The sequence below is a fragment of the Bacillus sp. ISL-75 genome, assembly GCF_018613095.1.
The window spans coordinates 12,509-30,794 of sequence record NZ_JAGGQX010000021.1 but is presented as its reverse complement, the minus strand read 5'-3'; the positions used below and the strand labels follow the sequence as shown (position 1 = coordinate 30,794).

At 37.2% G+C, this 18,286-nt stretch carries 20 protein-coding genes and 2 pseudogenes; 9 read left to right on the top strand and 13 right to left on the bottom strand.

All coding sequences use genetic code 11. From position 1 onward, the window contains the following. Nucleotides 1–361 precede the first annotated feature (361 nt). Nucleotides 362–487: a hypothetical protein gene (locus J7E63_RS30095; RefSeq protein ID WP_285289276.1), complete on the bottom strand. Its 126-nt coding sequence runs from the start codon at nucleotides 485–487 to the stop codon at nucleotides 362–364. A gap of 203 nt (nucleotides 488–690) precedes the next feature. On the opposite strand from J7E63_RS30095, the gene J7E63_RS10190 reads away from it, so the two are divergent. Continuing rightward, nucleotides 691–1,203, top strand: a complete 513-nt coding sequence (locus tag J7E63_RS10190; protein ID WP_215011632.1) for a DUF3231 family protein — start codon at nucleotides 691–693, stop codon at nucleotides 1,201–1,203. 146 nt (nucleotides 1,204–1,349) lie between these two features. On the opposite strand, the gene J7E63_RS10185 is transcribed toward J7E63_RS10190, so the two are convergent. The 4 genes from J7E63_RS10185 to J7E63_RS10170 form a co-directional block, all read right to left on the bottom strand. Further along, a complete protein-coding gene (locus J7E63_RS10185) occupies nucleotides 1,350–2,180 on the bottom strand; it encodes a pentapeptide repeat-containing protein (RefSeq protein ID WP_215011630.1) in 831 nt (276 codons plus the stop codon). Between the two features lie 127 nt (nucleotides 2,181–2,307). Beyond that, on the bottom strand, nucleotides 2,308–3,513 hold the full coding sequence (locus J7E63_RS10180) for an MFS transporter (RefSeq protein WP_215011628.1): 1,206 nt from the start codon (nucleotides 3,511–3,513) through the stop codon (nucleotides 2,308–2,310). Nucleotides 3,514–3,724: 211 nt separating this feature from the next. After that, complete coding sequence (locus J7E63_RS10175) at nucleotides 3,725–4,456, bottom strand: DUF475 domain-containing protein (protein ID WP_215011626.1); 732 nt, start codon at nucleotides 4,454–4,456, stop codon at nucleotides 3,725–3,727. Nucleotides 4,457–4,809: 353 nt separating this feature from the next. Further along, nucleotides 4,810–5,298, bottom strand: a complete 489-nt coding sequence (locus tag J7E63_RS10170) for a GNAT family N-acetyltransferase (RefSeq protein WP_215011624.1) — start codon at nucleotides 5,296–5,298, stop codon at nucleotides 4,810–4,812. A gap of 127 nt (nucleotides 5,299–5,425) precedes the next feature. Here J7E63_RS10170 and J7E63_RS10165 point away from each other — a divergent pair, with 127 nt between their 5' ends. The 4 genes from J7E63_RS10165 (at nucleotide 5,426) to J7E63_RS10150 (ending at nucleotide 9,386) form a co-directional block, all read left to right on the top strand. Next, a complete protein-coding gene (locus J7E63_RS10165) occupies nucleotides 5,426–5,899 on the top strand; it encodes a hypothetical protein (RefSeq protein WP_215011622.1) in 474 nt (157 codons plus the stop codon). Nucleotides 5,900–6,244: 345 nt separating this feature from the next. Further along, nucleotides 6,245–7,330: a BMP family lipoprotein gene (locus J7E63_RS10160; protein ID WP_215011620.1), complete on the top strand. Its 1,086-nt coding sequence runs from the start codon at nucleotides 6,245–6,247 to the stop codon at nucleotides 7,328–7,330. Between the two features lie 47 nt (nucleotides 7,331–7,377). Further along, nucleotides 7,378–8,475, top strand: coding sequence for a carbohydrate kinase (locus tag J7E63_RS10155; protein WP_215011638.1), 1,098 nt, complete (start codon nucleotides 7,378–7,380; stop codon nucleotides 8,473–8,475). After that, nucleotides 8,472–9,386 (top strand): pseudouridine-5'-phosphate glycosidase, encoded by a 915-nt coding sequence (locus J7E63_RS10150; RefSeq protein ID WP_215011618.1) that lies wholly within the window; start codon nucleotides 8,472–8,474, stop codon nucleotides 9,384–9,386. The genes J7E63_RS10155 and J7E63_RS10150 overlap by 4 nt, the downstream gene beginning before the upstream one ends. A gap of 114 nt (nucleotides 9,387–9,500) precedes the next feature. Here the strand turns inward: J7E63_RS10150 and J7E63_RS29565 are convergent. From J7E63_RS29565 to J7E63_RS29560, 4 genes and pseudogenes are all read right to left on the bottom strand, one after another. After that, a pseudogene (locus J7E63_RS29565) lies at nucleotides 9,501–9,602 on the bottom strand (SAM-dependent methyltransferase); the annotation flags it as partial. Nucleotides 9,603–9,612: 10 nt separating this feature from the next. Further along, nucleotides 9,613–10,116 carry a GNAT family N-acetyltransferase gene (locus J7E63_RS10145; RefSeq protein WP_215011616.1) on the bottom strand — a complete coding sequence of 168 codons (504 nt, stop codon included), beginning with the start codon at nucleotides 10,114–10,116 and terminating at the stop codon, nucleotides 9,613–9,615. 22 nt (nucleotides 10,117–10,138) lie between these two features. Next, nucleotides 10,139–10,486 carry an avidin-fold protein gene (locus tag J7E63_RS10140; RefSeq protein WP_215011636.1) on the bottom strand — a complete coding sequence of 116 codons (348 nt, stop codon included), beginning with the start codon at nucleotides 10,484–10,486 and terminating at the stop codon, nucleotides 10,139–10,141. A 134-nt stretch (nucleotides 10,487–10,620) separates the two neighbouring features. Further along, a pseudogene (locus J7E63_RS29560) lies at nucleotides 10,621–10,909 on the bottom strand (antibiotic biosynthesis monooxygenase family protein). Between the two features lie 356 nt (nucleotides 10,910–11,265). Between J7E63_RS29560 and J7E63_RS10135 the strand changes: the two are divergent. Further along, nucleotides 11,266–11,457 (top strand): hypothetical protein, encoded by a 192-nt coding sequence (locus tag J7E63_RS10135; protein WP_215011614.1) that lies wholly within the window; start codon nucleotides 11,266–11,268, stop codon nucleotides 11,455–11,457. A gap of 114 nt (nucleotides 11,458–11,571) precedes the next feature. Here J7E63_RS10135 and J7E63_RS10130 read toward each other — a convergent pair whose 3' ends face one another. The 3 genes from J7E63_RS10130 to fabG form a co-directional block, all read right to left on the bottom strand. Continuing rightward, nucleotides 11,572–11,781 carry a hypothetical protein gene (locus J7E63_RS10130; RefSeq protein WP_215011612.1) on the bottom strand — a complete coding sequence of 70 codons (210 nt, stop codon included), beginning with the start codon at nucleotides 11,779–11,781 and terminating at the stop codon, nucleotides 11,572–11,574. A 231-nt stretch (nucleotides 11,782–12,012) separates the two neighbouring features. Then, nucleotides 12,013–13,203, bottom strand: a complete 1,191-nt coding sequence (locus tag J7E63_RS10125; protein WP_215011610.1) for an acetyl-CoA C-acetyltransferase — start codon at nucleotides 13,201–13,203, stop codon at nucleotides 12,013–12,015. A gap of 464 nt (nucleotides 13,204–13,667) precedes the next feature. Then, nucleotides 13,668–14,402 (bottom strand): 3-oxoacyl-[acyl-carrier-protein] reductase, encoded by a 735-nt coding sequence (gene fabG / locus J7E63_RS10120; protein WP_215011608.1) that lies wholly within the window; start codon nucleotides 14,400–14,402, stop codon nucleotides 13,668–13,670. A gap of 320 nt (nucleotides 14,403–14,722) precedes the next feature. Here fabG and J7E63_RS10115 point away from each other — a divergent pair, with 320 nt between their 5' ends. The 3 genes from J7E63_RS10115 (at nucleotide 14,723) to phaC (ending at nucleotide 17,113) form a co-directional block, all read left to right on the top strand. Beyond that, nucleotides 14,723–15,124, top strand: a complete 402-nt coding sequence (locus J7E63_RS10115; RefSeq protein WP_215011606.1) for a polyhydroxyalkanoic acid synthase subunit PhaR — start codon at nucleotides 14,723–14,725, stop codon at nucleotides 15,122–15,124. Nucleotides 15,125–15,212: 88 nt separating this feature from the next. Further along, nucleotides 15,213–15,956 (top strand): 3-oxoacyl-ACP reductase, encoded by a 744-nt coding sequence (locus tag J7E63_RS10110; protein ID WP_088087813.1) that lies wholly within the window; start codon nucleotides 15,213–15,215, stop codon nucleotides 15,954–15,956. 80 nt (nucleotides 15,957–16,036) lie between these two features. Next, complete coding sequence (gene phaC, locus J7E63_RS10105) at nucleotides 16,037–17,113, top strand: class III poly(R)-hydroxyalkanoic acid synthase subunit PhaC (protein ID WP_215011604.1); 1,077 nt, start codon at nucleotides 16,037–16,039, stop codon at nucleotides 17,111–17,113. Nucleotides 17,114–17,615: 502 nt separating this feature from the next. Here phaC and J7E63_RS10100 read toward each other — a convergent pair. Continuing rightward, a complete protein-coding gene (locus J7E63_RS10100) occupies nucleotides 17,616–18,275 on the bottom strand; it encodes a DUF429 domain-containing protein (protein WP_215011602.1) in 660 nt (219 codons plus the stop codon). Nucleotides 18,276–18,286: the final 11 nt, after the last annotated feature.

Genomic DNA, 18,286 nt, shown 5'->3' with positions numbered 1-18,286 from the left:
AAGAAAGTTGATTCGCTCATTTGTTACGTTGGCTTAGCTTCAATAAATGAAGCTATTAGTTATTGTTTGTTTACACGTCTTTGTTTGTTTAGTTTTCAAAGAACAAATTCGCTTATTAAAGAAGCGACAAAATCTATCGTATCGCATTTCTATTAATTTATCAATTAAAAAATATTTCCATTTTTAAAAGATTGATACTAATAAAAAGCTTTTAAATAGTGTTTTTCAAAAAGTGACGAAAAATAATATATCACATTATCCTTATCAGTATCAATAAAAAATTAATATTTTTGACCGCCTCAAAGTAAAGCGCTTGAGGAAATCTCTAGCGCTTACTCAACACTGAATATTTATATAGAACCTATGTGGTTGGCCGTGTTTTTTCAGCTTTTTTGTTCTGCGGTTTCATTTCGGAAGCAAATTCAGAACTAGTTAGACTTTTTGCACTTTGTAGCCCTGATTTTGTTTTTATATTCCGTTTAGTCATGTTTTCACCACCACTCTTAAAGTTCCTATTAATTTATCCAATCAGCAGAAAAAGATGCGGTGATTCGAACGAGAATTTATTTCTTCTTTATAAGGAATTACATTAATTTTCGATGAATCGGACAATATATATATGTGCTGTGCTTAAACGAAAGGTGGCACTTGGATATGAATAAAATAACTTATACACTGAGGAGGGCAACAATGGGAATTTTAAGTGGAAATCCTAAAGAAGAGCCATTGCACTATGGTGAAGTTTTCGATATCTGGTCTTCACAATTAGTTGGAAATAGTATGATTGCTGGTTATCAAACGATGTTAAACCATACAGGGGACGATGATCTAAAAAAGTTATTAGTTGAAGCAATTGAAACCTGCCAGCAACAAAAGAAACAAGTGGAAGAACTTTTAAAAGAAAATGGTATTGGTTTACCACCAGCTGCTCCTGAGCCTCCTGAAGCATGCTTAGAAGAAATACCGGTTGGAGCAAGAATCCCGGATCCAGCCATTGCAGCGACACTTTCTGCTGATCTTGCTGCTGGCTTAGTAGGTTGCAGCCAGGTTATTGGTAAGTCCATTCGGGAAGATGTTGCCATGATGTATGGTCAATTCCATAACCAAAAGGCAGTGTTAGGAGCAAAAGTCCTTCGGTTGAACAAAGAAAAAGGCTGGCTAATCCCACCTCCACTGCATCTTAATAAACATCACGATTGCTAATAAACTTAAAAGTCAATTACCCTTATTGTAAATAAACACGGTTAGCTTTAACCGTGTTTCCTTATTCCCTTATAGCCTGCAGTATCCTTTTACATTTCAGGTGGACTTTATATGTGCGTATTTCAAACTGCATGTTATTACCCAACTTATATCCAATGATCTGGAATTCTTAAAGCAGATGGTAATTTGGTAGTACTATCTCCCAATGCCGAATTGACTTGTGCTTGTGTGAGAAAGATACTTCCGGTCAGATCAGCACCACGTATATCAGCATCTCTAAAATCTGCACCAATCAGATCTGTTACTCGCATATCAGATTTCCGGAGATCCGCCGCAATTAGTAACGCTCCTCTTAAATTAGCTCCCTTAAGGTCAGCACCTTTTAATTTTGCACCAAAAAGGTCTTTCCCCCTTCTTTTGTCTTTCCTAGGTGAAACTTTAGCACGGACAAGTTCACTAGTACGGAGAAGTAAATCATTAACGACCACTCGATGCGCTGGTACATTAAGCTCTATGATAGATTTTGGATTCAGATGAGTAAGATGCTCCGTTTCTTCTAGTACTGACTGCAAATCTTTATGGATAGGCTGTGCATCTTCTAAGCTAAGCGCTTCATTTAAGTAACAAAGCATCTCGTGAAGTTGTTGCATAATTGGAAATATATTAAACATTTCTTTAGCTATGGCTGGGTCATCCCGCCAATCCCTTCCATAGTATGTCACTTGTGATACCTTTTGACCTGCACCAAAGCATTCATATCCAACACAGCCTCTAAATCCTTCTTCTCTGAGATTTTTATGGATACCACAACGATAATCTGAATGTAAATTGGGACAAGGAGTACCTGCTTCTTTATCAAATGCAAAATCAGCCGATTTTGCATAGGGCAGCGCAACACAGCATAGTCCAAAACAATTTTCACAGTCCGCACTAAATTTTTTAAGATTAGCGTTGTTTTCTTCTATTTGACTAGACATATCTACACATCCTTTAATGTAAATCAGCTATTGCGCCAAGTTATTTATTAATCTTCTATGCTTCTAATTTAACACAAAAAACCCTCTCATCCGCAATAGATAAGAGGGTTTATAATCTATAAATCATTCAGGAAAGTGCTTTTCTCTTTAGCGCCCTACTGTTTAAATTATTACCATTCCAAAAAGCCATACTGGTAGCAATTAATAATAAGATACCTGTTACGATAAAAACACTTTGAACCGGGAACATTCCACCGAGGAATCCTCCAATAATCGGCCCAATCATCCCGCCTAGTTGGTTAGCAGTTTGATTCAAACTAAATGCTCTGCCACGGAAATCTTCTGGGGTCGACTTTACAACAAGCCCATTTAACGCTGGGAAGACTGCACAGAAAAATATCCCAAATACAAAGCGAATGAACGAAAATCCCCAAATCTCACTAAATAAAACTTGAGCAATTGTTCCTAATCCGCCGCCCAATAACCCGATAAATAAAACACGTTGAAATCCAACTTTGTCCGCCCATTTCCCCCATAATGGAGCAAATAGAGCACTAGCGATTCCAGGCAGAGAGAACACTACACCCGCTAATAATGAGGCATTTTCAGACGACCCACCCAGTTTCACGATATATAAAGGGAGCACGGGCTCAATCGTCATCACGGAACAACTAGTGAGAACAGTTAGAATAAGGACGAGTAAAAAAGGGCGATTGGACAATGCCACTTTAAAGTCGGTCTTAATAGAACCCCGAACCTTACTAGGAGTAAAATTTTCCTCAACTACCCAAAAGATGATGAGGAGCGTGGCAATAAAAACAATCATTCCTGCAGTAGCAAAGGCCAAGCGATTACCGACTAAATGAGAAATCCCCCCTCCTAACAAGGGACCAAGAATCGTTCCTGATGCTGATGCGGTAGAAATCAAGGAAAGGGCATACCCTACTTTATTATTAGGAGTATTGGTCCCTATCAAAGCGATTGAACCAGGAATGAATCCACTAAGTAATCCTTGCAAAATGCGCAGAACTAATATTTCATAGGGATTCGTAACAAAAGCCATTAACGTATAGATGACAAAGAGGACAAATCCTGCACGGATTATCATCGGTTTTCTTCCATACTTATCTGCCATCCTTCCCCAAAACGGGGATGCAATCGCTCCTGCAAAAAAGGCGGAACTAAATAATAATCCTGACCACATTTCCGTATTTTCGTGCACACCAATTTGCAGAAGAAAAATTGGTAAAAAGGGAATGACCATGGAAAAGCTTGCTGCTGTAAAAAAGACCCCAATCCAAAGCACCCATAAATTCCGCTTCCAGTTTAGCATGCATTCCATCTCCAATATTTGATCAATTTAGTACCAATTTTCTTCCTAACCAATGATCATTTTATTTTGGTTAATAATAACATACTGTTCATTTATTTTCACTTCCGAAATATTTGTATACAGAAATACATGGATTCTATGAAAGAATAGCATTTCTTTCTACCACTAAAAAAAGACCAGGATTCCTGATCTTTTGAGCTGATATTTTAAATTAAAGGGTTTTTTCTTTTCCGGAATTTTTCCTGACTGCATGAACTAGGAATGTTCCTGAGAATACCGCAATTAATATGGAAAAGAAAACAAATTCATCTAATTGGTATCCAAATGCAGAAATGATCATTTTTATCGCGATTATTGCAATTAAGATAAACGCGGTAGTTTCTACTTCAGGAACCTTTTCAATCAATGTTAGGAATAGTTGAGCTACCCCTCGCATCATTAAAATCCCGATCACACCACCTAGAAAGAGGACCCACTCTTGATTAGAAACTCCAAATGCCGCAATTACACTGTCCAAACTAAAGGCAATGTCCATTAACTCAACCGTTAACACCGTTCTCCAAAATCCCATTTTTTTATTCGGGACTTCATCTTCGCCTTCATTATTCTTGATAAAGTTTTGAATGACAATCCAAAGTAAGTAATGACCACCGACAATTTTTATCCAACCAATATTAATTAAAGTAACTCCTACACCTATTGCTAAAATTCGGAAAAGATACGCACCAAAAATACCGTAGAATAGGGCTTTCTTTCGTTGATCTTTAGGTAATTTTTTCACTAAAATAGCTAAAACAAGGGCGTTATCGGCAGATAATAGCCCTTCAAGAACAACAAGAGTCCCAATGACTCCCCAACTAGCTGGATTAGAAAATACTTTTTCAAAAGCTTCTAGTGAAAAAAATGAACTATAGCTATTGATAATTTCCTGTAGAAATTCCATTTTTTCTCCCTTTCCATTACTTTTTTTACTTTAAGCTTCTCAGTTCAAATTCTATACTTCCGGTGCTTGTCCCTCATTCGCCCCATTTGATGTTGTCCCTTTTCACACATCCTACTTTATATGTATGTATAGCCCTGAAATTAATGAACCAAAAACATCCCTACCTTTAAATGCGATTATTTATTTTTACTATTTGCTAGAAAAATGAGCAACAAAGGTATTGATCACGGAAATGCCAAGCTAAATTTATAAATTTATCCTAATCAAAAAGACGATTCAGTCCCGAATCGTCTTTTTTCATGCTTTTTATCTGTAAGTTTTATTCTATATGGTTAATAAAATCACCCAAACATTCAAACTAACTTTTTACTCATGGTGTACCAAATCACTCCGCCATGGTGGGAGCTTGAAACCCCATTGTTGAGGTATCCATGGTTTTCATAGAAGTGAATTAAGTCAGCTTTACAGGTAAGTGTCATCGTCTCACGTTTTTTTGAACATGCATCTTTTTCTATATGTGCAAGTAACGCAGATGCCACACCACGTTTTTGAAAATGCGGGGACACCGCTAATCCTAAAATACTTTGATGACCGCCAGACACAGGATTCTCCCTTATATCACTAAAGAGATCATCTGTAATGTATGCATGATCAATGACAGGACCATTGACTAGACCAACAATCACGTCCTTCTCTTCAGCTACAAAAAAAGTATCTGAAATGGATTGAATGCGCTTTTCAAAAGCTTCTTTCGTCGCTGCTTCCTCTTTTGTAAAACAAAGTTGTTCAATGACTACTAGTTCAGGTAAATCTTCGATTTCTACGTTTCGTATTTTTAACATATCTATCATTCCTCCAACCTAATTAATTATATCAATAATTCGATCAAATAAATTTACCTAAGTGTCCTTTACGGGCTCGTCTTAATTACATACACTAAAACAATTCAACAGTTTGGGAGTGAAATAAATGTATTCAAACTTAGTTACAAATGTTAGAACAGCCTTGGCTTACACGGTACAGGCCATTCGATTTGCCGATAGTGCCTTAATCCTTTTTTTAGAAATGTCCGCATTTCCTTTACCACCAAATCCAATTAAAGTACAATTCTACCAAGATGTCGTCGATAATCTCACAGAGGCTTACCTTGCCATGAAAGCTTTACCTTTCGATACTCATTTTCCTAGTGATCCTGTTTTTCCAAATGCCCCTATTGTTCCCCAAAGCCAAGATAACCAACACCTTATTCATCTATCCGACAACCGCATCTCACTGGCATTAGATAAGACGGAAGATTCCATTAACTATCTTGACCAAGCGATTCTGTTAAGCGGTGACAATGATCGACTTAATGGGCAGCTCTTTTTCATTAAACTAAGTTTAATAGCTGCACGAGACGCACTCGTTTCAGGTCTAAATGAACCGGATTTTGATAACCATTAATCTTTACCGACGACTCTATTTTTCTATGGTGACGGGCACGATTAACCTCTAATTGTTACCGTCGAATCCTTTTTTCTATGGTGGCTGGCACAATTATCCTTTATGAAGGACATAAGTCTCAACTGACGCTAGAGATTTGTCCTTCATAAGTGCCGCTTACTGATGCTTTTAATTTTCCATTAATAATTCCTCCTTATTTTCTTACCAATTGAATGAAATGCCTTTACATATAGGTTGACCTAACTTCTGGCGGGATGTATAATTCAAACATAAGTTTAATCTTTAAACAAAAGTTTATAAGGTCGTTTTACTTAACCAAACAAACATCATTAGGGGGTACATATTTTGAAAAAACAAAAAGTTGGAATGACACTATCACTTGTTCTTGCTGCAGGTACACTGTTAGGCGCTTGTGGAAAAAGTAATGACAACAAAGGCGATGAAGCAGCCAAAGGCAGTGGGAATGATCAAACTTTCACTGCTGCAATGGTGACTGATATCGGGGGTGTTGATGACAAATCATTTAACCAATCATCTTGGGAAGGTCTCAAAAGTTTTGGCGAAGAAAACGGTTTGAAAAAAGGTAAAGGCGGTTACGATTACCTTCAATCCAAATCGGATGCCGATTATACAACAAACTTAAATAAACTTGCTCGTGAAGGATTTGACTTAGTTTATGCGATCGGCTTCTTGATGCCAGCAGCAGTTGAGGAAATTGCAACCCAGCAAAAAGATTCCAAATTTGCAATCGTTGATGCTGAAGTAAAGCAGCCAAACGTTGCAAGTATTTTATTCAAAGAGCAAGAAGCTGGATTCCTTGCTGGAATAGCAGCGGCTAAAACAACAAAATCTAACCATATCGGATTTATTGGCGGCATGGAAATTCCAGTGGTTGAACGTTTCGAATCTGGTTTTTTAGCCGGGGTTAAAGCTGCTAAACCTGAGGTAAAAGTGGACGTGCAATATGCAGGTGCGTTTGACAAGGCAGAACTTGGTCAAACAATCGCTTCTAAAATGTATTCTTCTGGTGCGGACGTAATTTTCCACTCCGCAGGGGGAACTGGTGTCGGTTTATTCAAAGAAGCAAATGACCGAAAAGCAAAAGACCCTGGCAAAGATATTTGGGCTATCGGTGTAGACCGCGATCAAGCTGATATGGGTAAAGATGTGGTTCTTACATCTGCTTTAAAACGTGTTGATGTAGCTGTTAAAGACCTGGCAACAAAAACAAAAGAAGGTAATTTCCCGGGCGGCGAAGTTGCGCTATTTGGTTTAGCAGAAGATGGTGTTGGCTTAGCCCCTATCAATGCAAAAGCTACTAACAAAGCGGAAATTGAAGCTGCCATAAAAGAATGGGTTGAAAAGATTAAATCAGGTGATGTAAAAGTTCCTGAATCACGTAAAGAATTAAAAACTTTTAGTCCAAAGTAATCATACTGATTAGGAAGATTAAATGGGGTGAGTTTGTGCCTGAAAAAATGAATGATAAAGAACAATTGATTATCGATTTAATACGTAAGAACCCCTATGTTTCTCAGCAAGAACTGGCTGAAATATTAGGCTTATCCAGGCCTTCCATTGCAAATATTATTTCTGGCTTAATTAAAAAAGGTAATATTCTAGGCAGAGCTTATATTCTTAGTGAATCACAACATGTTATATGTATAGGCGGGGCTAATATTGACCGTAAATTCCATATCAAAGACAAAGCCCAGTTAGGTACTTCCAATCCGATTTACGCCACTCAGAATGCCGGCGGGGTTGCCCGGAATATCGCTGAAAATCTAGGGCGACTTGGAATGGACGTATCACTTATTTCTACATGCGGCGCCGATAAGGACTGGTCGGTCATTGAAGATTCATCATCTATTTACATGAACTTAGAAACCGTGACCCAATTTCCTGAAAAATCAACAGGTTCCTACACGGCTGTTTTAGACTCTAGCGGAGAATTAGTTATTGCGTTAGCGGATATGGAAGTGTATGAGGCCATCACACCTGATTTACTGCTTAAACATGACGTACAATTAAGTCACGCCAAATGTATTATGGTCGATTTAAACTGTCCGAAAGAAACGATTCAATTCCTGTGTCATTTCGCAAATAGCCATGATTTACCGATTGTGTTAATACCCGTTTCATCGCCAAAGATGAATCGATTACCAGATAATTTAGAAGGTGTTACATGGCTCATTACGAACCGAGATGAATCTGAAACTTACTTCCAAACTGAAATCAAGAACGAGGAAGATTGGAAGAACGCACTAGAAAAATGGCTGGCACTAGGAATAGCCAATGTGGTTATTACGAATGGAAAACAAGGCTCGATGATAGGTAATAAAAAAGAAGGAATTTTTCATGTACCTTCTATTGAAATTAATGAAGTCGTTGATGTAACGGGTGCAGGAGACGCTTTTTCCTCCGCTGTTATTTACTCTTGGTTAGAAGGTAAATCGTTGATCGAAATTGCTAAAGCTGGGAGTATGAATGCTTCTAAAACACTGCAATCATCTTATACAGTTAGACAGGATTTATCAGCAGAACAACTACAAAAAGACATGGAGGAATTATCATGAAACAATACATTACTTTATCTGAAGAAGTACGTATCGCCAAGGAACAAGGAAAACCAATCGTTGCCTTAGAGTCTACAATTATCTCACATGGTATGCCATACCCACAAAATGTGAAAACCGCACGTGAAGTGGAACAAATTATCCGTGATAATGGTGCTGTTCCGGCAACAATAGCAATCGTTGATGGTAAAATTAAAATTGGATTATCCGATGAAGAGTTAGAGATGTTCGGTAAGAGTACGGATGTAGCAAAAGCATCTAGACGTGATTTAGCTTATTTACTCGCTACAAAAAAACTGGGGGCAACAACAGTAGCCGCAACGATGATTTGTGCCGAGGCTGCAGGAATTAATATTTTCGTAACTGGTGGTATTGGCGGTGCTCACCGTGGTGCAGAGACTACCATGGATATCTCTGCAGACCTAGAAGAACTCGGACAAACCAACGTGGCCGTCATTTGTGCAGGTGCCAAATCGATTCTAGATTTAGGGTTAACAATGGAATATCTTGAAACAAAAGGCGTACCTGTTATTGGTTATCAAACCGATGTACTCCCTGCCTTCTATACGCGCAATAGTGAATTCTCAGTGAACTTCCGTGCAGAAGATGCGGAAACAATCGCCTCGACGTTAAAAGTTAAATGGGATTTAAACCTAAAAGGCGGCGCAGTGATTGCCAACCCAATACCTGAAGAATTCGCTATGGATGAAAAAACCATTACTAACGTAATTGAAGCAGCTTTAAAAGAAGCAGAAGAAAAACACATATCCGGTAAAAATGTAACGCCATTTTTACTAGGTAAGGTGAAAGATTTAACTGAAGGTAAGAGCCTAGATGCAAACATTGCTTTAGTTAAAAACAATGCAGTAGTGGGAGCTCAAATAGCTGTAAGTTTTAATGGTATGAAATAAGGATTGAAAAACAACTTTTCCCGGCAGGAGCCTCATGCTTGCAGACACAATCTAGCTTCTAGATGAGTCTGCAAGCTTTTTTATTGATATAGGATTCTTTTGGAAGTTTAGCTTCTATTTTACACATGAAAATATTAAAAAGAGCGGAATCCTCATCCTTCGTTTATACTCACCTTCATTCCTAAATTCTTCTGGTCTTGGAGTACCTTCTCTTAAATCATCAATCTTAATTAATTCCAACTGAATGACTTCTTCTTTCTAACAATATCGTATCACGCCATACGCCATCCATTTTTCCAATACGATCTCGCCTTCCAACTTTCCGAAACCCAAACTTAAGATGTAATTTGAGACTGGATATATTTTCAGGAAAAATCCCAGATTGTAATGTCCAGTATCCGTACTGTTCACTAATTTCAATTAAAGATTTTAATAGTTTACTACCAATACCCTTCCCTTTACTATTTTGTCCAACATAAATACTTACTTCAGCCACACCAGCATAAACACATCGACTGGAGACTGGGCTTAACGCCGCCCATCCTAAAACTTTACCATTTAAACGTGCGACAAGACGGCACTCTAAGATATGCCCCATATCCCAATCTTCCCATGAAGGTGGCTCTTTTTGAAATGTTGCATTTCTAGTCGCAATTCCTTCTTGGTAGATTTCACGAACCTGATCCCAATCCTCATTTTGCATATTATCTATAATAATAAAATTTTCCATTGTTCCACCTGAATTAAATTATTTATTTTGATTTAACTTCTTCAATAATAGATTCCCCCTCACTTTTGTCGGAATCTGTCCATTTCCACTTCTCATGTAATCTAATTCTTCCATCTGGCAGAGTTTCTGGCGTAGAGAAACATTGTCCGCCTCTTATTTCGTTCTTTGTATTTACATGGTTATATCTAAACTGTAAACTGCCATTTTCCTCAACTATTCCAATAAGTGTTCCTTTTACAATGTCTCCTCCATAATATGTTGCTGAAAGTATTTTTCCTTCTTGTTGGTACTCAAAAAATGTTTCTAATGAAACCTCACCGTTAGCTGTATTTTCGACTGAAACAAATTTCCGTCCATTGTAATTTATCAACATTCAACCCCCTAGTAGTTTTAATATTCAAACATTTTATCACATCTTTTATACATTTTGAAAAAGAAATATTACTTAGACTATCTCAAATAGTGAAGAGCTAGGAATGCAAGAATAATAAATAATAACAACTATCAAAGTCGAATATTCTCAAAATGTTCTACAGTTGGAAATGGGTCATAGAAACGATGTAATATTTTTTTCCATTCTTGATACTCGTTTGCATGCCTAAATCCAACAGTATGATCCTCTAATGTTTCCTACTTTACCAATAACAAATATTTCCCCTTAACTTCTAAACAACGCTGTAATTCGTGAGTTATGTAACCTTTCATTGAAGCAATGATATCTGATGCCTGACGAAATGCTTCCTCATATTCCTTTTCCATTCCTAACCTTAAGCATAGCTGCTTCCAATATCATCTAATTCCCCCTAAAATAGATTTGCCTTGGCTGTTTTGAAAAATTCGACATAAATCTATTTTTTTCCTTTATTACAGTCAAATAATTCTTAAGAAAGTCGCTTATATGTATTTTTCATCACATCTTCTTTTAACAATCGGATGTACAATCGTAGTGAATCTATTAAAAGAAAAGGGGCATAGTCTATTTATTTATCGGAATCTATACATAATCGTTTAGGAGGTTGTTTTTTTGTTCAATTTACTAATATTCGTTTTAATTGCTATTACTCTAATGCTATTGAGTCTTTTTATTGATGGGCTAATGAGGTTGTATAAGCAAGAAAAGGAAGATAAAAAAATATTGTCAGAGATGGCATGGAAGGTTATTTAGATCAAACATTTGGAATTGGACCGGTTAAAATATTTAAAACAATGTTTGATGCCGATGGCAATGTAAGATATTTGGTTTATTTGCCGCAGTACGAATGGTTCAAAACTCCAAATTACAAATGGTATGAAGTGTATGCCACCAAAAACGGATTTCAACATACTGAAATCGAAGGATGATTTCATTCATATTGACAAAGAACGCCCCATTTCTATGGGGTGTTCTTTGATTTATTAGGTATCTAGCCTTGCATGGGACAACTATTTTACACAGTAATATTCGGAAAAACTATTTTATAATTCTGTCGATTGGGCTTTAGATGTGTTTTGTACTTGTGTTACGGCCGTTAAAGCAGACGAAATTTCGTTTGATGCCTGTTTCATCGCTTCCTGGGCGAGAGTAGGATCGGAATTTGCTTTTTCAATTGCTTTTGTTAACAATTCTTGGGTTAGTGTTACATTTGCTTTTGCTTGGTTTAGTTGATTGACATCAATTTGTGGCATGAGTTTCTCTCCTTTTGTTTCGGCTGTGTTAAACTAGTTTGTTGACTTCGCTCCAGGCGCTTCGCTTTCCGCGGGCGGGCACAATATTAACAATAACCTTTAACACAGCCTTTGTTTTAAATTACTTCTATATCATCACCATGCATTTTATTTTTATTTAAGGTAAAAATTACCTCAAAAAAAATGCCTCGGAGTTTCCTCCAAGACATTTTTTACAATTTTTATTCATTCTTACTTAACATTTTCGATAATGGTTGCTACACCTTGTCCTCCACCGACACATAACGTAGCTAAACCATAGCGGTTTTCTCTTTTCTTCATTTCATGAATTAAAGTCACCAAAATTCTTGCTCCACTTGCACCGATGGGGTGACCAAGTGCAATCGCACCACCATTAACATTTAACTTTTCTTTATTAAATTGAAGCTCGCGATCTACTGCAATCGATTGTGCCGCAAATGCTTCGTTTGCTTCAATTAATTCAATGTCTTCTAAAGATAAAGACGCTGTTTTTAGAGCTTTTTTCACTGCAGGGACAGGACCGATTCCCATAATACTCGGATCCACACCTGCAGTAGCATTTGCTTTAATTGTTACTAGAGGAGTGACGCCTAATTCTTCTGCCTTTTTACGGCTCATCACTACAAATGCTGCCGCACCATCGTTAATTCCTGAAGAGTTAGCAGCAGTAACAGATCCATCCTTTTTGAATGCAGGACGAAGCTTACCCAATCCTTCTGCAGTCGTTCCAAACCGTGGGAACTCATCTTGGCTGAATAATGTCACTTGTCCTTTACGGCCAGGTACCTCAACAGGGACAATTTCATCAGCAAATCGATTGGATTCAATCGCTGCTTGTGCCTTTTGCTGACTCCACGCTGCAAATTCATCTTGTTCAGCACGTGTGATTTCATATTTCTCAGCAAGATTTTCAGCTGTAGTTCCCATATGATAGTCATTTTCTGCACACCATAATCCGTCTTTAATCATACTGTCTAAAATTTTCTGATCGCCCATTTTAAATCCATTTCGTCCGCCTTTTAACAGATGTGGAGCTTGACTCATATTCTCCATACCGCCTGCAACAACCACTTCTGCCTCTCCAGCAAGAATCGCTTGTGTTGCTAAGTGAACAGCCTTTAATCCTGATCCACAGACCTTATTAATTGTCATAGCTGGTGCCTCTTGAGGAATACCTGCAGCAAGGGAAGCTTGTCTTGCCGGATTTTGTCCAACTCCTGCTTGTAAAACATTCCCCATAATCACTTCATCTACATCATTAGGATTAATTCCAGCTTTTTGAATAGCTGCTTTAATTACAGTAGATCCTAACTGTACAGCCGAAACATTTTCTAAACCCCCTAAAAAACTACCAATTGCTGTCCTTACCGCACTTACAATTACAACTTCATTTACAGTCATTCTGATTTCCTCCAAAAAGTGATTTATGTATTCGAATAATAATTCCTCTCAAATTTTACTACATTTCGCGGTATTTTTCGTGACAAACTATTCGACAAATTCTGAGTTTTTTTATTTATCGCTATAAAAAAATTAAGATCTTGACCTGACATATTCAACGTGTATCCCCTTTAAAAAAGGCCTAGAAAAACCACTATTGGCAAAGTAAAAGGTGTAATTACATCGATTGAAAATATTAAAAAAACAGGCAAAAAAAATTCTGTTAAACTTTAGGATAAATTGACATGTTTTGTAGAAAAATTTTTGAGATTATACTAACTTGGCATTTGAACAAATGAATGGACGATAAGAATATGACCGAACCTCCATATATTGTAATATAGCAATTTAGTAATAGCAGTTACCATAATAAACCAAAAAGAGAGAAAATCATTATTTTCTCCCTCAATTTGCAGCTATATTGTCTAAATAACTAATCCGCCATCCACACTTAAGATGGTTCCGTTAATATAATTCGCCTTATCTGAAGCCAAGAATACATATGCTGCGGCAATATCTTCTGGTTTGCCAAGCTTCCTAAGCGGAGTCTTTTCCTTCATATATTGAAGCACTTTATCTGGCACCGCTGCAGTCATACCTGTTTCAATGAAACCTGGAGCAACTGCATTGACTCGGATCCCCTTAGGGCCAAATTCTTTTGCCCAGCTTTTCGTCAGCCCAATGACGCCCGCCTTTGTCGCAGCATAATTCGTTTGACCAATATTCCCATATAAACCAACGACGGAAGATGCGTTAAGAATAACGCCCGACCCCTGCTTTAACATATTAGGAGCTACAGCCTTCGTGCATTTAAAAACACCTGATAGATTGACAGAAATGACTCTTTCCCAATCCGATTCCTCCATCTTTGTTAAAAAACCATCAAGTGTAATTCCGGCATTGTTAATTAAGATATCGATTCGGCCATGCTTACCTATTGTGGATTGAACCATTTCTTCTATCTGGGTGCTGTCCGTTACATCGACTTTATAAAATTCTACTTTTTCATGATTCAATTCTTCTAATGCAGATTTACCAGCCGACTCATCATAATCACAGATGACGACGTTTGCACCCTCTTGGAGAAATTGTTTAGCCGTTTCTTTTCCAATCCCCTGTGCACCACCTGTAATTAACACAACCTTTTCATTAAACTCCAAAATATATCACCTCGTTTTTTTCTTTTCAGAATAGACCTCTGCACAATCAGCATCCCTAGGCAAATGAGAAAAGAAATCCAAAACAAAAAAGTGGCAATGAAACTAGCCTTTGGACAAAATTAAATCCATTTTTACCCATATTATGATGGATTATCGGTAATTATCACTCTTGTTAAAATACTTTACAATTCGCAAGAAAGTGAGAAATTTGTCAAAAAATGAAGAAATGTATTTTAATAATTTTTAATCTTTCACCTTTTAAAATTTCGATGAAGTTAGTATGATAGATAGGTCAACAAAACAAATGTAGGAGGAAAAAAATGAGCACAGACTTTAATTTTTATGATATGTGGAAGGATCTTTATTCACACTCCAGTAAGTTATTCGATGAGAAAGTAAGCAATGATTTCCCTTCTCAAGGCATGGGACAGGTATTGGAGATGAATCTTCAATTAAAAAAAATGATTGATGAATCAACGTTAAAATATTTAGAATTTATGAATGTACCAACTCGAAATGACATTGCTAACATTTCTTCGCTGATTGTCAATGTCGATGCAAAAGTAGATGATTTAGAAGAAAGATTGGAAGAGAACTTGGATAACCAAGACCAAGAGTCATTTAAAGCAGAATTGTCGAATTTAAAAAAGGATATGAAGAATTTAGATCAAAAATTGAACCAAATCCTTAATGTGTTAAAAACACCAGAAAAAGCGAAATAGAAACGCATTACATAATGCATGTAAAACCAAGAAATTTAGTAAACTATCAGTATTATTTTTACAACTACAATAGATGGGGTGGACAACAATGACAGAATTAAAAGATAAAGTAGCAATCGTAACAGGCGGCAGCAGAGGAATCGGTGCATCAATTGCATTGGAACTGGCTAAAAATGGTGCGAAAGTTGTCATTAACTATAATATTCGTAAAGAACTAGCAGATAAAGTAGTCGCAGAAATAAATGAATTTGGCGGAGAAGCATACGCTGTTCAAGCAGATGTTTCTGAAAGTAATGAAGCAGCATACCTTGTACAAGAAACAATCAACCATTATGGCAAATTAGATATCCTGATTAATAATGCAGGAATTACAAGAGACAGCACGTTCAAAAAATTGAAAGAAGAAGATTGGAAAAAAGTAATTGATGTTAATTTAAACAGTGTTTTCAACAATACATCTGCGGCTTTACCTTATCTTCTTGAATCAGATGCAGGCCGCATCATCAACATTTCGTCTATTATTGGGCAAGCAGGCGGGTTTGGACAAACAAACTATGCTGCCGCAAAAGCAGGACTAATTGGATACACTAAATCTCTCGCTCTTGAACTTGCTAGAAGTAAAGTAACAGTTAATGCGATTTGCCCAGGATTTATTGGAACCGAGATGGTCCAAGCCATTCCTGAAAAAGTTCTTGCAGGAATCGTTGAAAAAGTACCACAAAAACGCTTAGGTAAACCAGAAGAAATCGCTCGTGGTGTTGTTTTCCTATGTAAAGATGGTGACTATATTACTGGTCAGCAATTAAATATTAACGGTGGACTTTACATGTAAGTGTCATGAATGTACAAACTTCTTTATATATTAAAAGAGTAAATAAATCATGTAAGGAGTGAACAATCATTAACGCTCAAATGCTAAAAGAATGGAATGAGATGCTAGAGGCTACACCTCAAAAGTATCAAGAGATGTACCAACGTGTAATAAGGGCATCTCAAGTGTTAACGACCGATGCCGAGCCCGAGGTAGCACCTACACCGAAGGAATTAGTTTGGACTAGAAATAAAGCAAAACTCTATCGGTATATATCTGATCAGCCAAAAAAACATAGAACCCCACTTCTATTCGTTTATGCTCTAATTAATAAGCCTTATATATTGGACCTTACCAAAGGTGGTAGTTTAATAGAATTTATGGTTGAACGTGGGTTTGATGTTTACCTTCTTGACTGGGGTACACCAGGTTACGAAGATAGACATATGAAACTGGATGATTATATTATGGACTATATACCACGTGCCGTTCGTAAAGTAATGAGAAGATCTAATGTTGAGGAAGTATCGATCCTTGGTTATTGCATGGGTGGAACGATCACGTCTGCATTTGCAGCATTACACCCTGAATTGCCAATCCGCAACCTCATCTTTATGACTAGTCCTTTTGATTTTGACAATAGCGGCGCATATGGTGCGATGTTAGATGAGCGATATTTTAATATTGATAAAGTGGTAGAAACCCTTGGTGTGATTCCACCAGAAATGATTGACTTTGGAAACAAAATGATCAATCCAATGGGAACCAACTTTGGACCATTTATTAGTCTTGTTGAGCGTGCTGACAATGAAAATTTCATAAAGAGCTTTAAACTACTGCGAAAATGGTTAAACGACGGAATTTTATTCCCTGGTGAAGCCTACCGTCAGTGGATTAGAGACTTTTATCAAAAAAACAAACTGATAAAAGGTGAAATGGTTATTCGTGGTCAAAAGGTCAAACTGGAAAATATCAAGGCAAATGTGCTCAACTTAGCTGGGAAAAACGACCTCATTGCCCCACCGCATCAAGTTGAAGCATTGATGAACAAGATTTCTAGTGAAGATAAACAATTTAAAGTTTTACCTGTCGGGCATACCTCCATTACTTATGGCAGTCAAGCAACAAAAATAACTTATCCAACCATTTCCGACTGGTTAGAAGAACGATCCAACTAATTATAGAGAAAGTCTAATCAATGAGGAATTTCTTTTACATTAGAAGAGTGTCCCGAAACACGTGGGGCACTCATTTTTTATTTTATCTAGTAGCAAACACTTCTGCGAGGAAAACAAGTTATTAGTAGTGGTAAAATTAATTATATGCAATTTTCAGAGAATTGACAAGAGATAAATAAATAAAATATTCTATTAATTCAGTAAATACTTTTATATGGCTTAATAGAGTGATTTGTCCTTTCTATTAATATATTGCCGAGATTTAAACTAAAGAATAAATCAATTAAAACTGGAAGATTCCTCCTGGTTTTTTTTCATCCGGTGCCCAAGTTATGGGGGTAGCAAAACAATTCGAAATCGCTCTTGTTCGATCGTTCTCCCCTCCCCTTCCTGTTAATCAACGCTGAACTGATTTTCCTCGCTCAACGGGCATCTTACTACTCTTTTGCTGTACCGACATAGAAAGAAAACCACAGTATCCAATACTGTGGCAGAATAAGCATTAACAACAATAATCATACGGATGCAGTGGAGGATTCGCAGGAATTGACCACTTTGGCTGCAAGGATGGATCCTTCCAATACCAGGCCCCTAATGCTTCTGCACAGGCATCAATTAAATGACTTTCCTCATCAATAAAAACAGGGAGCATAGTTAACTTTTGCTCACCAAGCCAGTTCCGAATCCAACTTCTCGCTAATAGATTTTGTTTGTAACTCAAAACATACTCCAATTCCCCTTGAGAGAGTCTTGAACCAATCACTGCACCTGGATGCACCTCCACGATCGTAATCGGATAATTAGGAGTTAGATTCCCTATTTCTCTACTAAGCTTTATTCCTCTTAGCGTAAGATACACCATTCGATTTAAAGTTGGCGGCATGATTGATCCAGGCTTCATCCCAAGAGAAATAATAAACTGTCTCAATTGTTTATCCCCTTGTCTATCACCCCCGCCGTCCTGATAAGATAAAGGTGCATCTATACCAATAACTACTTCATCTATTTGACTTTGAGCCTCTATTTCTTTTAAAATGTCCAGATCCCCAATATTGCTCATTAACTTAATGAAATTTAATTGACCATTTTGTAATTCAAATACCGTAAAAACAGTATCTTTATGATTACTTGGACCGGACAAATCAATCCCTATTACTCTCACCAGCAATCTTC